Genomic DNA, 19,274 nt, shown 5'->3' on the forward strand with positions numbered 1-19,274 from the left:
AAAGATTTGCTCAATTTTATTGAGTGAATCTTTTTTTGTTTAGACTAAGTCATTAATACGTCAATGCATAATATCAAGTTGACCTAACAACATTATTTTGGGTAAGTATATTTGAGTATTTTGGCAGGTATTCGGTATTTTTCTATGAAAGCTTAGCGATTGAATAGGAAGTTGGGCTAAACATGTGGTATAATATTGGATAGTTAAGAAATTAAATTGTTCTTTAGGAGGATATATTTATGACAACAGATTCACTAATTAAAACCACCCATGAACGGATGCAAAAATCAATCGAAGCTTATCAACGAGAATTAGGATCCATTCGTGCCGGCGTAGCCAATGCTAGTATTTTGGATCGGGTTAATGTGACGTACTATGGCGTTCCAACCCCCTTAAACCAAATTGCTTCCATTACAGTTCCGGAAGCGCGAATGTTGTTAATTACCCCTTATGATAAAGGATCCTTAGCTGATATTGAAAAAGCCTTGCTCCAATCCGAAGTAGGAATTACGCCAGCCAATGATGGTAATGTGATTCGTCTAATCGTGCCTGCCTTGACAAAAGAACGTCGGGTTGAACTAGTTAAACAAGTAGGTAAAGAACAAGAAAACGCGAAAGTTTCGTTACGTAACATTCGTCGAGATGTTTTAGATACTATCAAAAAACAAGTTAAAGAAGGCGAACTTACTGAAGATGATTTCAAGGCCTACGAAAAAGATATTCAACAAGTAATTGATGACTATACTAAGAAAATTGATACCATTACGGCTGATAAAGAAAAAGAAATTTTAGAATAAGCCTGACTTCGTTTAAGCATCTTATCATGGCGTTTAATGCTCAAGGCATTTCTGACAACATGATAGGATGTTTTTATTCGCTTAAATAGCGAATTGACACAATTTAGAATGATACAAAAATAAGGAGCAATGAAATGACGACTTCATTTAAGCAGATCCCTCAACATATTGCCATTATCATGGATGGTAATGGTCGTTGGGCTAAAAAACGAATGCTTCCTCGGGTGGCCGGTCATGAGAAAGGCGTAGAAACGATCAAGGAAATCACGATTCGTGCCAACGAATTAGGTGTTAAACTGGTGACTCTGTATGCTTTTTCAACTGAAAATTGGGGCCGTCCTGAAGAGGAGGTCTCCTTCTTAATGAAACTTCCAAAAGTATTCTTTAATTCGTTTTTACCAGAATTAATTGACAATAATATCAAAGTTGAATGTATTGGCGATACGACAGCTTTGCCTAGAGAAACCCAGGATATCCTTCATCAAGCAATTGAAGCTACTGCCACTTGTGATGGTATGATTTTAAATTTTGCCATCAACTATGGTGGTCAAGTTGAAATTATTCAAGCCGTGAAAGAAATTGCTCAAGAAGTAAAAGAGGGTCAGCGATTACTTGATGAAATTAATGAGGACGTGTTAGCATCCAAATTAACGACGGGTCGATATGGCACTTTGGCCCAACCAGATTTACTAATCCGAACTAGTGGCGAATTACGCCTGAGCAATTTTTTATTATGGCAGGCAGCTTATAGCGAACTCTACTTTACTGATGTTTTGTGGCCAGATTTCAATAGCCAAGAATTTGATCGGGCCATTGAAGCCTATAATCAACGCCAACGGCGCTTTGGTAAAGTTCTTGAAGCGTAAGGAGGACACCCATGAAAACGAGACTAATTAGTGGCATAATCGGAGCAGCGATTTTATTATCCTTGGTTTTCATAGGTGGAACAGCTTTTGCTTGGTTTATGTTTGTTTTGGGGGTCATTGGTCTCCATGAAATTGCCCGAATGAAGCATATTCCTTTCTTTAATTCAGTGGGATTAATTTCGAGTTTGGCTTTATGTTTTGTCCTTGTTCCGGTTCGTTACCTCCAGGTTATTGTGTCAGGTTTGAATCCAGAATTTATGTTTTATCTCTGTTGTATGGCACTGTTAACATTGACCGTATATCTACACCGTACTTTCAATTTTGATGATGCCTCAGTCTTAATGTTTGGCGCCTTATACATCGGTTTTGGTTTTCGTTTTATGATTCTAATGCGCGATATGGGGTTAAAGACGATTCTCTTCCAGTTCATTGTTATTTGGGCTACTGATATTGGGGCTTATTTAATTGGTAAACGGTTTGGTAAACGACCTCTTGCTGCTGATATAAGCCCAAATAAGACGATTGAGGGTTCACTAGGTGGTGTTTTGTGTGCCATTATTGTAGCAACCTTGTATGTAAATGTCTTTCAACCCAATCTCGGACAGACCCATAATTATTTATTACTAACTGTTTGTCTTTCAGTAGTGGGTCAGCTTGGTGATTTGGTTGAATCATCTTATAAGCGCCATTTTGGGGTTAAGGATTCAGGTAAATTATTGCCTGGACATGGTGGCGTCCTTGATCGCTTTGATTCCACCATTTTTACCAGTTTTATGTTTATGATTTGGATAAATTTAGTAAGGTAGGATACATAAATGAAAACATTATTGGTTTTTCTGCTGATTTTTTCAGTGATTGTTGTTATTCATGAATTTGGTCATTATTATTTTGCCCGTAAAGCGGGGATTTTAGTCCGCGAGTTTTCAATTGGAATGGGGCCAAAAGTTTTTGCTCATCAAGGTAAAGATGGAACTACCTATACTTTGCGCTTCTTACCATTGGGTGGTTATGTACGTTTAGCTGGTTTAAATGAAGAAGAGTTGGTCAAACCTGGTATGGAAGTTGGGTTGACCTTCAATGAAGCAAATCAGGTTACCCGACTAAACTTATCAGAAAAAATATTAGGGAATGAAATGCCGCTACAAGTGGATGAATGCGATTTATCGAAGACATTGTCGATTGCTGGTTATACCAGTGGTCAAGAAGACCGCAAACGTTTTGATGTCGATCCAAAAGCTCGAGTAATTGAAGCCGATGGAACTAATATTCCCATTGCTACTTGGGATCAAACCTATGAACAAGCCAGTGTTTGGTCAAAGATCAAAACGAACTTTGCTGGTCCTATGAATAATTTTATCTTGTCCATTATTGTATTTACAGTTATTGGCTTCTTAGTTCCTGGCATTCCAAGTTCACAAGCTCAAATTGGACAAGTTATCAAAAACACTCCAGCCGCTCAAGCCCAGTTAAAAGCGGGGGATAGGGTGAAAGCTATTAATCACCAGCCAGTCAAGGACTGGGACCAAATGGTAAAACTGGTTGCAGAAGCGCCTGATAAACAACTGATTTTTGAATTAGAACGAGGTAATCAAGTCCTTGAAAAATCATTGAAAATAAAAGCGGTAAAAGATCCGAATTCCGGTAAAGTTTATGGTCAATTAGGAGTTATTCCAGCTTATCGCACCGATTTTGCCACGCGTTTGAGTTATGGATTTCTAAAGACTTGGGAAGTAATGACCATGGTCGTTGCTGTCGTGGCAGGAATGTTTAAATCAGGATTTGATTTGAATCAATTTGGAGGGCCTTTAGCTATGGCCCAAATGACCGGTCAAGTGGTTAAATATGGCTTTATTTCTACCCTTAGTTTAATGGGGATGTTATCTGCCAATCTTGGGGTCTTTAATTTATTTCCAATTCCAGCATTAGATGGTGGTAAAATCGTTCTTAATTTAGTGGAATTAGTGCGAGGTAAGCCGCTAAGTCAGGAAAAAGAAGGGGTTATCACATTAGTGGGAGTGGCTATTCTAGCTATTTTCATGATTGCTGTAACTTGGAATGATATCATGCGTTACTTTAATTAGACTGATTAGATAGGGATGCGGGGAGAGCTAGCATCCTTATTTGCTTGAAAGGAGGAAGCTCATGGATCAAGATAACTTATTCAATCACTTATTAGACCAACTCCAAATAGAAGATGAGGATATTTTAGCCGTTTTGGCTGATACTCAAATTGATCATGTAGATGTCTATGCCCAAAGTGGACAATGGCATTTTTATTTGGCTAGTCCAAAACGCATCCATCCTCATGCTTATGAAATATTTATGCACCATCTGCATCAAGCCTTTAGTTCGATTGCGGACGTTGAAGTTTGGTGGTCATTCGAGGATGGAGAGATTGATGAAACAACGAGTTTAGCATACTGGCAAGCGGTTCAAACTATTCTAGGAAATCAAAAACCGTTTATTAAAGCGTGTCTGTCACATGCAAGTTATCAATTAACGGATCAAACTTTAAACATTGGCTTAGAGAGTCAACACCAAGTTGATTTAGTTCAAGATAAATATCATGATTTATTTTCGCTAAAACTGAAACAAGTGGGGATTAGTGACATCCATTTAAGCTATTTTGTCGATGAAGCGGTTAATCAACAAACTAAACATGCGGTTCAGGAACGCTTATCGAATGAAGAAGAAAAACATTTACAAGAAGCACTTGAACGTCAGGAAAAAAGGCAACAACAAAGTAAGTTAGTAGAAGAAAATGCTGATATTCCACAAATTGGTAAAGATATTCCAACTAGCCCATTGTTATCAATGATTGATTTACCAGACTTTCCTAACCGTCAGATCATTGAAGGATATATTTTTAACCTAGAAATGCGTGAAACACGATCCGGTACCCATATATTAATCCTTAAAGTGACTGACTACACTTCATCGGTTACGGCCAAAATTATTGAAGGTCGTCAGAATAAATTTGAAGCTATGGCTCAGTTTAGTAAAGGTGATTGGATTCGACTTGAAGGTGACTATCAATTAGATAATTGGTCTAATGAAATGGAATTTCGTCCGCGCAGTATTCGTAAAATTAGCAAAGCTGAGCGAATGGATCAAGCACCAGCAGATCAACGGCGGGTCGAGCTACATCTGCATACCAATATGTCCGCCATGGATGCTACGAATTCGCCGACTGATTTGATCAAACAAGCGGCTAAATGGGGTCATAAAGCTGTCGCGATTACAGATCATGGAGGGGCTCAAGCCTTTCCAGAGGCGTATAATACAGGTAAGCAACTTGGCATTAAAGTGATTTATGGTATTGAAGCCTACGTGGTTAATGATGGGGAATTGATTGCTTATAATCCACAGGATATTGATTTGGCTAGTGCGACTTATGTTGTCTTCGACGTTGAGACTACCGGTTTGTCATCGGTCTATGATCGCATTATCGAATTAGCTGCGGTGAAGATGCATGACGGGGCAGTGATTGATACATTTGAAGCCTTCATTAACCCAGGCCATAGTCTTTCCGCTTTTACGACCGAATTGACAGGGATTACGGATGCCATGTTAGCCGATGCACCAGATGAAGCAAGTGTCATCAAGTGCTTTATGACTTTCTCAGAGGGAAGTATTTTAGTGGCTCATAATGCCTCTTTTGATATGGGCTTTCTTAATCAGGCTTATGAACGTTTAGGATTGAAAGCCAGTTCTTTAGCGGTCATTGATACGCTTGAACTTTCTCGTTTGGTTAACAGCCATTTGAAATCACATCGTTTGAATACATTAGCTAAGCACTATGGAATTAATCTAGAACAACATCACCGCGCAGTCTACGATTCTGAGACCACCGGTTATGTTTTGATGAAGTTATTGGAACAAGCTAAAGAAGATTATGGTATGACCGCTCACCATCATTTAAATCAACAAATTGGTCAGGGTGATAGCTACAAGCAAGGTCGTCCGTTTCATGCGACTCTTTTAGCTAAGAATCAAGAAGGGCTTAAAGACCTCTTTAAATTGATATCCTACTCCAATGTGGACTACTTCTACCGTGAGCCAAGGATTCCTAGACGTCTATTAAAGCAATATCGGCAAAATCTCTTAATTGGGACGGCATGTAGTGAAGGGGAAGTCTTCACGGCCATGATGCAAAAAGGATATGATGAAGCAGCTAAATTAGTCGATTTTTATGACTTTATTGAAGTCCAACCTAAATCGGCTTATAGTCCTTTAATTGATCAAGAACTGATTCGTTCTGAGGCGGATCTAGAACATATTTTGACGCAACTGATTCGTTTAGGTGAAGAAAAGAATAAATTAGTTGTAGCAACGGGTAATGTTCATTATTTAGACGAAAAAGATAGCGTTTATCGTGAAATTCTACAACGATCTATGAAGAAAAATGCCAACCGCACGATGACCTTTGCTCCTTTGCATTTTAGAACAACTGATGAAATGCTGGACGAATTTTCTTTCTTGGATTCTGCTAAAGCTCACGAAATCGTGGTAACAAATTCTCAGAAAATTGCTGACTCGATTGACGAAATCCAGGTTATTAAGGACAAACTTTTCACTCCTAATATTGAAGGCGCAAATGAGCAAATCACGGATCTTGCTTACGGTAAAGCGCATGAATTGTATGGTGATCCATTGCCAGAAATTGTGCAAAAAAGGATTGAAAAAGAACTCAATTCGATTATTTCAAATGGTTTCTCGGTTATTTATTTGATTGCCCAAAAATTGGTTCATAAAAGTATGGAAGATGGCTACTTGGTTGGATCGCGGGGTTCGGTTGGGTCAAGTTTAGTGGCAACTTTGACTGGGATTACTGAAGTGAATCCACTCGCCCCTCATTACTATTGTCCAAATTGTCAACATAGTGAATTTATAACGGATGGATCAATTGGTTCCGGTTTTGATTTGCCAGAGAAACTTTGTCCTGAGTGTGGGCATAGTCTGGCTAAAGATGGACATGATATACCGTTTGAAACGTTCCTAGGTTTCTATGGTGATAAAGTTCCCGATATTGATTTGAATTTCTCAGGAGATTATCAAGCTCGCGCCCATGCTTATACTAAAGTATTGTTTGGTGAAGACTATGTGTATCGGGCAGGGACAATCGGTACGGTGGCGGAAAAAACAGCCTTTGGTTATGTAAAGGGGTATTTAGAAGCCATTGGTTCTAATTTGCCTCAAGCTGAGAAAGAACGATTAGCTAAGGGAATTGAAGGCGTTAAACGAACCACCGGTCAACACCCAGGTGGAATCATTGTTATTCCTGATTATATGGACATTTATGATTTTTCACCGGTTCAATATCCGGCTGATGATATCAACTCTGAGTGGAAGACCACTCACTTTGATTTCCATGCAATTCACGATAACATTTTGAAATTAGATATTTTGGGTCACGATGACCCGACCGTTATTCGTATGTTGCAGGATTTGAGTGGACGTGATCCGAAGACCATACCACCGACTGATCCGGACGTTATGAAAATCTTTACTAGTCCAGAAATTTTAGGTGTGACACCTGAACAAATTTTCTCCGAAACGGGTACTTTGGGGATCCCTGAATTTGGGACGGCCTTTGTTCGAGGAATGTTAGTTGAATCGAAACCTAAGACTTTTTCCGAATTGTTGCAAATTTCGGGCTTATCTCATGGAACTGATGTTTGGTTGGGGAATGCTCAGGATTTAATTAAAAATAATATCGCGCCTCTAGCTAAAGTAATTGGCTGTCGGGATGATATTATGGTCACTCTAATCCATTATGGTCTTGAAGATGGTCTAGCTTTCAAAATAATGGAGAGTGTCCGTAAAGGACGAGGCATACCTGACGACTGGCAAGCGGAAATGCGTAAGTGCAAAGTTCCTGAGTGGTATATTGATTCCTGTTTGAAGATCAAATATATGTTCCCTAAAGCCCATGCAGCGGCTTATATATTGATGGCCTTACGGGTGGCTTACTATAAAGTACATGAGCCAATGCTTTACTATGCGGCGTATTTCTCTGTGCGAGCTATGGATTTTGATATTGTGGCCATGCATCAAGGAAAAGAAATGGTTAAACGCCGGATTCGTGAAATCAATGATAAAGGCTTTGAAGCGTCGGTTAAGGATAAATCACTATTAACTGTCTTAGAATTGGCCAACGAAATGTTAGAACGCGGTTTTAAATTCCAAATGATCAGTTTAGAGAAATCGGATGCTGAAAAATTTATTATTGAAGGGGATACCTTAATCCCACCATTTAGAGCCGTACAAGGATTGGGGACCAACGTGGCTTATCAAATAATTAAAGCCCGTAATGAAGCACCTTTCCTATCCAAAGAAGATTTGCAAAAGCGGGGTAAAGTATCCAAAACTATCATTGACTATTTAGCCGATAATGGCGTCTTAGATGGTTTGCCTGATCAAGATCAACTGAGTCTCTTTTAATGAGTGGCTTGAGTTGTATCAGTTACCTATGTGTGTTATACTTTGTATAGAGTAAATTGACGGAAGAGGAGAGTGAGCGGGAACGCTCACTTTTTTCGTGCAACGGGCAGATGAAATTAAAGGAGTGAACTATGAGTACGGTATTAGACAAAGTAACCCCGATTATCGAACCAATTGTGACAGATTTTGGTTGTCAATTAGTGGATATTGAATATGTTAAAGAAGGAAAAGCATGGTTTCTAAGAGTCTATGCAGACAAGGACGGACGAATCGACATTGAAGATTGCGTTGAAATTAGCGAAGCCGTAAGCAATGCGTTAGACCAAATGCAACCAGATCCTTTCCCGGAAGCTTACTTCCTTGAAGTATCTTCACCTGGAGCGGAACGTCCTTTGAAAACGCAAGCCGATATGGAAGCAGCCATTGGCCAATATATTCATTTAGATTATTATGCTCCTCAGTATGGTGAGAAGTTTCATGAAGGAACCTTACTGGCTGTCGATCAAGATCGCTATTGTTTGGAAATCCGGATTAAAACGGCTACCAAGCAAATTGAAATCAACAAAAAAGATGTTGCCAAAGCCCGTATGGCTATAAAATTTTAGTAAATTAGGTGAGATGAATGAGTAAAGAATTAGCAAAAGCATTACAAGTTTTAGAAGAAGAGAAGGGAATTTCTCGCGATATTATCAAGGAGGCACTCGAATCGGCCTTAGTTTTAGCTTATAAGAAGAACTATGATCAAGCACAAAACGTAGAAGTTGTATTCGACGATAAAAAAGGCACAATCAAAGTGTATTCGGTTAAAGAAGTCGTTCAAACAAACTATGATTCCACTTTAGAAATTTCGCTAGAAGAAGCTTTAAAAATTAACAAGGCTTATGAGTTGGGCGATAAAATTCGTTTTGAAGTTACACCAAAAGACTTTGGCCGTATCGCGACTCAAACTGCCAAACATGTTATCATGCAACGTATTCGTGAAGCTGAACGTGATATCATTTTTGATGAATATTCTCAATATCAAGACGAAATTATTACCGGTACAGTTGAACGAGTGGATCAACGCTTTGTCTATGTAAACTTAGGCAAGATTGAAGCGGTTATGCCAATCAGCGAACAGATCCAAGGTGAAGTATTCGAAATGGATCAACGGATTAAGGTCTATGTTGTTAAGGTTGAGAAAACAAACAAAGGCCCGCAAGTAGTGGTATCAAGAGCCCACGCTGACTTCTTACGTCGTCTATTCGAACAAGAAGTTCCTGAAATTTATGATGGAACCGTTGAAATAGTTAATATCGCTCGTGAAGCGGGTGATCGGTCGAAAGTTGCCGTTCGTTCACGGGATACTAATGTTGATCCAGTAGGAACTTGTGTTGGTCAAAAAGGTCAACGGGTGCAAACGATTGTTAATGAATTAAATGGTGAAAATATGGATATTGTCGAGTGGGATGAAGATCCAGCTACCTTTATTCGTAACGCTATGAATCCAGCCGAAGTCGTTGACGTCAATTTTGATGAAGCGAATCATGCCTGTATCGTGGTTGTACCCGATTACCAATTGTCTTTAGCTATTGGTAAGAAAGGTCAAAACGCACGTCTTGCAGCACGTTTAACCACATACAAAATTGATATCAAATCTGAAAGCGATTATGCAACCTATATGGCTGAATTAGCTAATCATGAGCCAGAAGTTGAGTCATTAGAATTAACTGATCTGGATGATACAATTGATATGGATGCTGAAGTGGATTCCGCTGAAGCACTCCGTCATGCTGAAGAAGTAGCTGAAGATGTTCTGAGACCGGAAGATGCGGAAGCACTGATGGACCAAGCTCAAGCCCAAGCTGAGTTAAATGAAGAAGATCGCTTAAGCCAAGATGAGGCTTAAAGCAGTTGAGGAGGGAATCGTTTGAAAACAAACCAGCCAAAACGCAAAATTCCCATGCGTAAATGCCTTGTCTCGCAAGAGATGTTTCCCAAAAAAGAATTAGTGCGCATTGTAAAAACCAAAGAGCAAGAGCTCTTTATAGATCCAACTGGGCGTCAAAATGGACGAGGAGCTTATATCGCTTTAGAACCGAAGTTTGCCATACAGGCTAAACAGAAGAAAGTCTTAGATAAGGCTTTTGAAATGAAAGTTCCTGAAGCCTTTTACGATGAATTGTATGCTTATGTTGAGCATCAGAAAGCACGTAAGGAACTTCTATGACCCCAAGCCAAAAACAATTAAATTTATTGGGATTAGCAACGCGAGCTAAGCAGTTAATCAGTGGTGATGAATTTGTCGAAAAAGCTATTAAGTCTAAACAAGTTTATCTTGTCATTTGTGCCTGCGATGCTAGTCAAGCTACATTAGAACGCTATCAAGGATATTGCCAACGGAATCAAATTCCATTGTTTATAGAATTTAACAAAAATCAAATTAGTCATGCGATTGGCAAAAGTCGAACAATATGCGCCTTTGCTAATCAAGGTATGGCCCAACGTTTTTTATCATATCGAATAGGAGAAGAATCTATGGATGGTAAATGACAGAATAGGAAGGTGAGTATATGACCACAAGTCGTGTATATGAATTTGCAAAAGAACACAATTTAAGTAGTAAAGCTGTTTTGGACCTAGCTAAGAAAAATGGTATTGAATTTAACAGCCATATGTCCTCAATGGATGACCAACAAAAAGCAAAATTAACCCAATTAATTAAGGGCGGACAGGCGGAACCAACTAGCCAAGCAAAACCGGCTGCTTCAAATAAGGAAAATAAACCCGCTAGTTCAACAAAACCGGCTCAATCGAAGCCAACTGCTCCAAAACCAAGCAAACCAGCAAGTAAGGCAGAAGTGCGTCCCTTACATTTAAACGATAAGGATTTGGAAGAAGCGAATACTAGCAAGATCATTCCAACTAAAAAACCAGCTAAACGTGCGAATGATGATAATCAAATGAAAGCTGGTGGATCTAAACGAGCACGTGGAAATTCAAAGAAAAATCGTCAAAATCGTCGCTTCCAACCTAAGACTGAATCTAAGGGTATTACAGCAAGAAAACATAAAGAATTACCTGAGAAACTTCAATATACAGATGGCATGAATATTCAAGAAATCGCAAAACGTTTCCACCGCGATTCTTCAGAAATTATCAAAAAATTACTGATGCTTGGAGTTATGGCTACAGTAAACCAAGCCTTGTCAAAAGATGTTATTGAATTAATCTGTTTAGAATATGGGGTAGAGCCAGAAGAAAAAGTGGTTTTAGATAATGCTGACTTAGAGCGCCACTTTGAAGCAGAAGTTGACGAAGCTAAATTAACCACACGCCCACCTGTAGTTACGATCATGGGGCATGTTGACCATGGTAAAACTACCCTCTTAGACCAATTGCGTAATACACGGGTAACCGAAGGTGAAGCGGGCGGAATTACCCAACACATCGGGGCTTATCAAATCAATGTCCAAGGTAAAACCATCACTTTCTTGGATACACCTGGACACGAAGCATTTACGACTATGCGGGCTCGTGGTGCAGATATAACGGATATTACCATTATTGTTGTAGCGGCCGATGATGGAGTGATGCCTCAAACAGTCGAAGCCATTAACCACGCTAAAGCAGCAGGTGTACCTATTATCGTTGCGATTAACAAAATCGATAAACCAAGTGCCAATCCAGATCGCGTAACCCAAGAATTAACGGAACATGGCTTAATTCCAGAGGATTGGGGCGGCGATACGATCTTTGTTCAGATTTCCGCTAAATTCAACAAAAACATTGATGAATTATTGGAAATGATTTTACTTGTTGCTGAAATGCAAGAATTAAAAGCAGATCCAAAACGTTTAGCGATTGGAACGGTTATTGAGGCACGATTGGATAAAGCTCAAGGGGCTACGGCTACCTTATTAGTACAACAAGGAACCCTTAAAATTGGTGACCCTATTGTGGTCGGTAATTCATATGGTAAAGTACGGACCATGCTTAATGATACTAATCGTCGGGTTAAACAAGCTGGTCCGGCAACTCCAATTGAAATTACTGGTTTGAACGATGCACCGCAAGCAGGCGATCTTTTCGTGGTCTTTGAAGATGAGAAAACTGCTCGGGCTGCCGGTGAAGAGCGGGCGAAACGTGCACAAATGGCTCAACGAGATTCTAAGAAGAAGGTAACTTTGGATAACCTATTTGATAGTTTGCAAGAAGGTGAACTGAAATCGGTTAATGTCATTATTAAAGGTGATGTTCAAGGATCCGTTGAAGCCTTATCAGCTAGCTTACAAAAGATTGAAGTTGAAGGCGTTCGCGTGAACATTATTCACCAAGCGGTGGGGGCTATTAACGAAAGTGATGTCAGTTTAGCGGCGGCTTCAGGTGCTTTAATCGTTGGCTTTAATGTACGACCTACGCCGCAAGCTAAAGCACAAGCAGCTGACGATGAAATTGATATCCGGTTACACCGAGTAATCTATAATGTCATCGATGAAATTGAAACAGCAATGAAGGGTATGCTAGACCCTGAATATGTTGAAGAAATTCAAGGTCAAGTTGTGGTTCGTGAAACCTTTACCGTTTCTAAAGTGGGAACCATTGCAGGCTCATATGTGTTAGATGGTTTAATTACGCGCTCAAGTAAAGTTCGTGTAATACGGGACAATATTGTTGTCTATGAAGGCGAATTAGCCAGCCTTAAACGCTTTAAAGATGATGCCAAAGAAGTCAAGAAAGGCTTTGAGTGCGGAATTATGATTGAAAATTACAACGATATCCGCGTTGACGATATTATCGAACCATATCACATGGTTGAAGTAAAACGCTAAGAATGAGGAGGTTAGCCGATGGCTAAGTTTAGAGTTGGACGCGTTCGACAAGAGATTCTTAGAGAAGTCAATACAATCTTATTGCGTCAAGTTAAAGACCCTCGTATAGACGGTGTGACAATTACCGATGTTGATTTGACTGGCGATTTACAAAATGCAACGATTTATTACTCGACTTTATCTGATAAAGCAGGTGCTCGTCAAAAAACGCAAGCCGGTTTGGATGCGGTAACGGGTTTAGTGCGGAGTGAATTGGGTAAGAAATTAAGTCTCTATAAAACTCCTGAAATCAAATTTGAACGCGATGCTTCAATTGATTATGGGGAACATATTTCTGCATTATTAAATAAAATTCATCAGCAAGATTCAAAATTTGAGGATCAAAAGGATCTTGATGACGATACTGATGATATGCATAATCTTGAAGACTAAACATTTGAAAGAAGACTGTTTGAAGTAAGACCCAAGCTTACTTCAAACAGTTTTTTTGTCATATTGGTTAAAATTTGACCATAATTTGAACTAATTTATATTGATTTTTTTGCTATCTGAAACATAGTTTTGAGTGGATAAATTTGCTATAATTAAAAGGAAATGAGAAGGAGGTAGGACATGTTTAATGGTATCTTACCGGTCTGGAAGCCTGCTGGCATGACCAGTCACGATGTTGTTTTCAAACTAAGAAAAATATTAAAAATGAAAAAGATTGGCCACACAGGGACCCTCGATCCGGAAGTGGAAGGGGTCCTATTAATTTGCCTTGGACAAGCTACTAAACTAGTAGAGTTTTTGATGTCTGGACGTAAGGTTTATCAAGGGTCTATTATTTTGGGGATTTCAACTGAGACGGAAGATAGTCACGGGGCAATAGTTGACCGTGAATTTCTCAAAGAGCCTATCGAAACAAGTCGAATTGATCACTGTATGAAAGAAATGGAAGGTTCAATTGTTCAAATTCCACCATATTATTCTGCCGTAAAAGTGAATGGACGGCGTTTATATGAATATGCACGTTTGGGCCAAGAAGTGGAGCGACCAAAACGCATTGCCCAAATCGATTCTTTTGAACGGTTGAATATACCATTTTTTGATATAGAGGAAGGAACTCAAACCTGGTCATTTCGAGTCTTATGTGGAAAAGGGACCTATGTGCGCACCCTTGCCGTGGATTTGGGGCAAAAGCTAGGCTATCCTAGCCATATGTCTCACTTAGTTCGAATGGAAACGGGGGGGTTTAGCCAAGCAGATTGTCTCACTTTGGAAGAAATTCAAGTGGCCATGAATGAAGGCAGATTAGCTGCCTCTATCCATCCGATTGAGCGAGCGCTAGCCGATTTTCCTAAACTTGAATTAACAGATAGTCAAGCAAAACAAGTTTTACACGGAGCCGTTTTAAGCGAAAAGGAATTTGGTACTTTGATCGATCAATCGACTGTTTTATTTTGGCAAGATAAAGCTTTGGCGATCTATTATCCACATCCACTTAAGCCTGGATTAATTAAACCACAGCGTATGTTTACCGGAGAGGAGGAGAAGTAGTGAAAATTATTCATTTAACTCATCCTTATAGGGCTGATGAAATTGTGAATCAGGATGTTGTTTTGGCTTTGGGATTCTTTGATGGCGTTCATTTGGGTCATCAAGCAGTCATTCAGGCAGGGCGTCAAGTGGCTGACGACAGCGGACGACCACTGGCTCTTATGACTTTTAACCAACATCCTAAACTAATTTTTACCCAGGTTAAGGGTGATGACCTGAAATATTTAACTCCTTTTACACGCAAATGTGAATTGTTGAATGAACTGGGTGTCGATATTTTATATCTGATTGATTTTACCTATTCCTTTGGGGCACAAAGCCCACAGGAATTCGTAGATGATTATATTGTAGGACTCCATGCCAAAACTGTGGTGGCTGGTTTTGATTATACCTATGGTAAAGCGACTGAAGCTAATATGCAGACCTTGCCCCAACATGCTAGAGGACGATTTGATATTATTGAAATTCCTCAATTGCAAATAGATCAAAACAAAGTGGGAACAACGAGTATTCGGCAAGCGATTAAGCAGGGCCGAATAGAAGAAGCCAACCATCAACTGGGTTATATTTATCAAACTAGTGGTTGTGTGGTTCACGGTTTTAAACGAGGGCGTGAATTAGGTTATCCTACGACCAATATTGATACACCTAGTCAAGAGCTTCTGCCGGGTGTAGGCGTCTATGTTGTTTCTATATGGGTTCAAGGCAGATGGTATCAAGGTATGGCTTCCGTTGGGTATAATATTACTTTTGGTCAGACAAATCAGTTAACTTGCGAGGTATATATTCTTAATTTTGATCAAATGATTTATGGTGAGCAAGTTAAGGTACAATGGCGACATTTCTTACGGTCAGAGCAAAAATTTGATAGTATAGAAGCCTTAATTAATCAACTCGATCAAGATTTGGTGGATACTAAAGCCTATTTCAGCAATCAAAAGGGTGAATCAAGATGTTAACCCAAGACCCACGAGCTGTTTACCTACATATACCTTTTTGTAAAAAAATATGTCATTACTGTGCTTTTAATAAATATTTCTACGATGGTCAACCCATTGATGACTATCTTCAGGCTTTGGACTTGGAGATGAAGCAGACACTTGCTAGCGACACTCAATCAAAAAAGACATTCGATACGATTTATGTAGGTGGAGGAACACCTTCTGCACTCTCATTGAATGAATTATCGACACTTTTAGCCAGTATTGACCAATATTTATCTAAGGCTGATCACTACGAGTATACTTTTGAAGTGAATCCGGGTGAACTGAGTCTGGCCAAATGCCAGTTGCTAAAAGAAGCTGGTGTTAATCGGATTAGTATGGGGGTCCAAAGTTTTAATGATCAATTGCTTCGTCAAATTGGGCGCAATCACCGAAGTAAACAAGTTTATGAGTCGATAGATTGGCTGCGTAAAGTCGGTTTTGAAAATCTATCAATTGACTTAATTTTTAGATTGCCAAATCAAAGTCTGGCTGATTTTAACCAATCTTTAAGTCAGGCCTTAGCTTTGGATTTACCCCATTATTCTTTATATTCATTAATCATTGAACAAAAAACGGTCTTCCAACAACTAATGCGCCAAGGAAAACTACCCATTCCCAATGAAGATCAAGATGCTGATATGTTTCAATTAGCTCAAGAGCGTTTAGCTGCAGAAGGAATTTACCAATATGAGATATCCAATTTTTCAAAAAAAGGTTTTGAATCGCAACATAATTTAACTTATTGGCAATATCAACCTTATTTTGGTTTTGGTGCGGGTGCGCATGGTTTTGTAGATGGATATCGATATGCCAATCATGGTCCTGTCCATCATTATATTAAGGCTGTGAATGAGCAAGGAAATGGACGAATACGCCAACATAATTTAAGTATTGAGGAACAGATGGAGGAGTTCTTATTTTTAGGTTTGAGAACCACTCAAGGAGTTCGCTTGGCTGATTTTGAAAGAATATTTCAGCGAAACTATTGGGACTTAATCCCTGATTTTATTCGACGACAAGAACAATTAGGCCTCATGATCTGTCAGGATTCTGACTTACGCTTAAGTCAAAAAGGGTTGAATTTAGCTGATCATGTATTTAGAGAGTTATTAGGTACAATTTATAAGGAGGGATAAAATTGATTCAAAGCAAAACCATTATTTCAGTTATCTTAGTTCTTATTGGTACTCTTATTTTTTCAATTGCAGTAAATACGGTAATTATTCCTAATCATTTAGGAGAAGGGGGAGTCACGGGATTAACCTTATTGGGTTTATATTTATTCCGAATTAATCCAGCCATTTCGTCCTTTATATTAAATAGTATTTTAATTGTTTTGGGTTGGAAGTTTCTAGATAAACGGACAATCTATTACACATTTATCTCGATTGCATCAATGTCTCTTTTCCTACAATATATTCATATTCCTGAATTTGTACCACAAAACTCTATTATTGCTTCAATTGCTGCAGGTTTATTAATTGGAGTCGGGATTGGAATTGTTGTCTTAGGCCATGGAACGACAGCTGGATCAGATATTTTGGCAATGATGATGAAAAAATATTTAGGAATGAATGTAGCTATTTCACTCTTATTAATTGATGTGATGGTAGTCATACCTTTATCTTATGTTATTGGAATTGAGAAAGGCATTCTGACCATCCTGAATTTATTTATAGCTAGTAAGGCCATGAACTTTGTCTTGGAAGGATTCAACCCTAAGAAGTCAATTACGATTATTTCTAATAAAAATGAAGAAATCGGGAATGAAATTCAAAGACAAATTGGTCGAGGGATTACGGTAATGCACGGACATGGTTTCTATTCAAAAACTGAAAAAAATATACTTTATATTGTGATTAATCGCCTGCAATTAATGCCATTACAACGTATTATTCACGATATTGATCCGGATGCTTTCGTTACTATTACAGATGTACAATCGGTCATTGGTGAAGGTTTTACCTTTTATTTAAATCGGGAAACAGGCGAAAAAATTCTACCGTAAATCGTCACTTAGCACTCTTTTAAATAGAGTGCTAATTTTTTGTCGGAATTTTGGTTTAATTGGTTGACAATGACCTTTATTAGCATTATTATATAGGTACATTAGCACTTGGAGTTACAGAGTGCTAAAAAGTGAGGTGATTAAATGCTAACACCAAGGCAACAACAAATTCTAAATTTAATTATTCAATTATATGGTGAATTTGAGGAGCCGATTGGATCTAAAACGTTACTAAGAGAAAGTTATCTTAATGTGAGTCCTGCTACCATTCGTAATGAAATGATGGCTCTTGAAAAGCAAGGTTTTTTATTAAAAGCTCATAGTTCAAGTGGACGAATTCCTTCTTTCAATGGTTTGCGTTTTTATGTTGATCATTTAATCCATCACGAAGATGAACTGATGGCAGGTCAAGAAGATTTAGATGCTGTTCAAGAACTGTTTCAAGATCACCAGTACAGTGGTTTACAACTCGCTCAGATGGCAGCAGATTATTTGGTTTCAATTACTGGCTATACGGCAGTGGTTTTAGCCCAAACCAATGAGGTTCATCATTTGCAAGAGTTTAGATTGGTTCACTTAAATGATTATTCGCTTGTGGCTATACTGCTTACAGATAGTGGTCAAGTAGAGAGTCATCTTTTCCATCTAAATTACTCGCTTAATAAGGAGGTAACCCGAAAGCTTGCTGATTTATTGAATGAAGAGTTAAAAGGTTTAACGTTAGAAGAAGTTGCTCAGCGAATGAAATTAACCATACCTTTAATGATTCAACGAAATATCGCTTTTCAACTAGACTTTACTCCCATTGTTGAAAAATCCATTCATCGATTAAAAGGGCAACGCTATTTAGTGAGTGGTAAGAATAATTTGTTTGATTTTTTAGATCCACAAATTGGCTCACAAGGAATTAAGCAACTTATGTCCTTGGTGGACGGTTCTCCAGCTATGTATCAACTGTTGGAACAGGAACGTACCGGTTTGGATGTCACCTTTGGCATTGATTTTGATCAGTATAGTCTACCGAATATTTGTCTGCTTAAAGGTTCGTACCGCCGACAAAATCAACAATTTACATTGGGATTGTTAGGGCCGGCCACGATGCCATATCAGCGACTTATTGCGATTATGGAAAAATTAGTCAAAGAGCTATCTAGTTATTAATGTAAAGGAGGCGTTGAAGTGGATAAAGAAGAACTGAAAGATTCATTAAACGAACAAGATCAAACAGATAAACCTTCTTCAACAGAAGAGAAAGATGAGCATGTAAAGGTTGACGATTCTGTATCTAAGCTAGAAGATGTAAGTCAAGATCAAGTTGACGAGCAAAAGGCTAACGAGGATGATGAATTAGTCCAACTTAAGCATAAACTTGAACAGCTTGAACAAGAAAAGCAAAGTATTGAGGATCGTTATTTGCGTGCACAAGCTGAAATTGCTAATATGAAACGTATTCATCAACGTGAAAAGCAGGATGCAGCCAAGTTCCGATCACAAAATTTAGCGACTGAATTATTGGAAGTCATTGATAATTTGGAAAGAGCATTAACTAGTCAAACGACCAGTGAAGAAGCTGAATCCTTGAAGAAGGGCGTTGAAATGGTTTTAAATCAATTCAAAGCAGCTTTTGAGAAAGAACATATCGAAGTAATTGATCCATTGAATCAAGCTTTCGATCCTAATTATCATCAAGCCGTTAGTATGATGCCGGCAGAGGCTGACCAAGAGGCCGATACGGTGATAAACGTCTTACAAAAAGGCTATGTCTTAAATGAACGAGTATTACGACCAGCAATGGTTATTGTCGCACAATAAAATTTTAAAAA

17 protein-coding genes are annotated in these 19,274 nt (G+C 38.7%); all 17 read left to right on the forward strand.

All coding sequences use genetic code 11. The features are described from left to right. The first annotated feature begins 239 nt into the window (after nt 1–239). The 17 genes from frr to grpE all read left to right on the forward strand — a co-directional run bounded on the left by frr (nt 240) and on the right by grpE (nt 19,263). Nucleotides 240–797 (forward strand): ribosome recycling factor, encoded by a 558-nt coding sequence (frr, locus tag EIH20_RS00065; protein WP_124057312.1) that lies wholly within the window; start codon nt 240–242, stop codon nt 795–797. 134 nt (nt 798–931) lie between these two features. Further along, nucleotides 932–1,663 (forward strand): isoprenyl transferase, encoded by a 732-nt coding sequence (locus EIH20_RS00070; protein WP_124057313.1) that lies wholly within the window; start codon nt 932–934, stop codon nt 1,661–1,663. Between the two features lie 11 nt (nt 1,664–1,674). Continuing rightward, nucleotides 1,675–2,469: a phosphatidate cytidylyltransferase gene (locus EIH20_RS00075; RefSeq protein ID WP_124057314.1), complete on the forward strand. Its 795-nt coding sequence runs from the start codon at nt 1,675–1,677 to the stop codon at nt 2,467–2,469. A gap of 9 nt (nt 2,470–2,478) precedes the next feature. Beyond that, entirely contained in the window at nt 2,479–3,744 is a 1,266-nt protein-coding gene (rseP, locus tag EIH20_RS00080; protein WP_124057315.1) for an RIP metalloprotease RseP, read from the forward strand. Between the two features lie 61 nt (nt 3,745–3,805). Next, nucleotides 3,806–8,107 (forward strand): PolC-type DNA polymerase III, encoded by a 4,302-nt coding sequence (locus tag EIH20_RS00085; protein ID WP_124057316.1) that lies wholly within the window; start codon nt 3,806–3,808, stop codon nt 8,105–8,107. Between the two features lie 131 nt (nt 8,108–8,238). Beyond that, nucleotides 8,239–8,712: a ribosome maturation factor RimP gene (rimP, locus tag EIH20_RS00090; RefSeq protein WP_124057317.1), complete on the forward strand. Its 474-nt coding sequence runs from the start codon at nt 8,239–8,241 to the stop codon at nt 8,710–8,712. Nucleotides 8,713–8,729: 17 nt separating this feature from the next. After that, the gene (gene nusA / locus EIH20_RS00095; RefSeq protein ID WP_124057318.1) at nt 8,730–9,995 is read left to right on the forward strand and encodes a transcription termination factor NusA; all 1,266 of its coding nucleotides are present in this window, start codon (nt 8,730–8,732) and stop codon (nt 9,993–9,995) included. Between the two features lie 54 nt (nt 9,996–10,049). Beyond that, nucleotides 10,050–10,316, forward strand: a complete 267-nt coding sequence (gene rnpM, locus EIH20_RS00100; protein WP_124057489.1) for an RNase P modulator RnpM — start codon at nt 10,050–10,052, stop codon at nt 10,314–10,316. Further along, entirely contained in the window at nt 10,313–10,639 is a 327-nt protein-coding gene (locus tag EIH20_RS00105) for a L7Ae/L30e/S12e/Gadd45 family ribosomal protein (protein ID WP_124057319.1), read from the forward strand. The genes rnpM and EIH20_RS00105 overlap by 4 nt, the downstream gene beginning before the upstream one ends. 20 nt (nt 10,640–10,659) lie before the next feature. Next, the gene (gene infB / locus EIH20_RS00110; protein WP_124057320.1) at nt 10,660–12,918 is read left to right on the forward strand and encodes a translation initiation factor IF-2; all 2,259 of its coding nucleotides are present in this window, start codon (nt 10,660–10,662) and stop codon (nt 12,916–12,918) included. Nucleotides 12,919–12,936: 18 nt separating this feature from the next. After that, nucleotides 12,937–13,350: a 30S ribosome-binding factor RbfA gene (gene rbfA / locus EIH20_RS00115; RefSeq protein ID WP_124057321.1), complete on the forward strand. Its 414-nt coding sequence runs from the start codon at nt 12,937–12,939 to the stop codon at nt 13,348–13,350. 180 nt (nt 13,351–13,530) lie between these two features. Continuing rightward, a complete protein-coding gene (gene truB / locus EIH20_RS00120; protein WP_124057322.1) occupies nt 13,531–14,457 on the forward strand; it encodes a tRNA pseudouridine(55) synthase TruB in 927 nt (308 codons plus the stop codon). Continuing rightward, nucleotides 14,457–15,416 (forward strand): riboflavin biosynthesis protein RibF, encoded by a 960-nt coding sequence (ribF, locus tag EIH20_RS00125; RefSeq protein ID WP_124057323.1) that lies wholly within the window; start codon nt 14,457–14,459, stop codon nt 15,414–15,416. Before truB ends, ribF begins: the two co-directional genes overlap by 1 nt. After that, a complete protein-coding gene (gene hemW, locus EIH20_RS00130; RefSeq protein WP_124057324.1) occupies nt 15,410–16,579 on the forward strand; it encodes a radical SAM family heme chaperone HemW in 1,170 nt (389 codons plus the stop codon). The genes ribF and hemW overlap by 7 nt, the downstream gene beginning before the upstream one ends. Before the next feature lie 2 nt (nt 16,580–16,581). After that, on the forward strand, nt 16,582–17,451 hold the full coding sequence (locus EIH20_RS00135; RefSeq protein WP_124057325.1) for a YitT family protein: 870 nt from the start codon (nt 16,582–16,584) through the stop codon (nt 17,449–17,451). A 144-nt stretch (nt 17,452–17,595) separates the two neighbouring features. Next, nucleotides 17,596–18,612 carry a heat-inducible transcriptional repressor HrcA gene (gene hrcA, locus EIH20_RS00140; protein ID WP_124057326.1) on the forward strand — a complete coding sequence of 339 codons (1,017 nt, stop codon included), beginning with the start codon at nt 17,596–17,598 and terminating at the stop codon, nt 18,610–18,612. An 18-nt stretch (nt 18,613–18,630) separates the two neighbouring features. Beyond that, entirely contained in the window at nt 18,631–19,263 is a 633-nt protein-coding gene (gene grpE, locus EIH20_RS00145; protein ID WP_241152352.1) for a nucleotide exchange factor GrpE, read from the forward strand. Nucleotides 19,264–19,274: the final 11 nt, after the last annotated feature.

Origin of the sequence: Vaginisenegalia massiliensis, assembly GCF_900604935.1 — a bacterium.
In the GTDB taxonomy this organism is placed as follows: Bacteria; Bacillota; Bacilli; order Lactobacillales; family Aerococcaceae; genus Vaginisenegalia; species Vaginisenegalia massiliensis.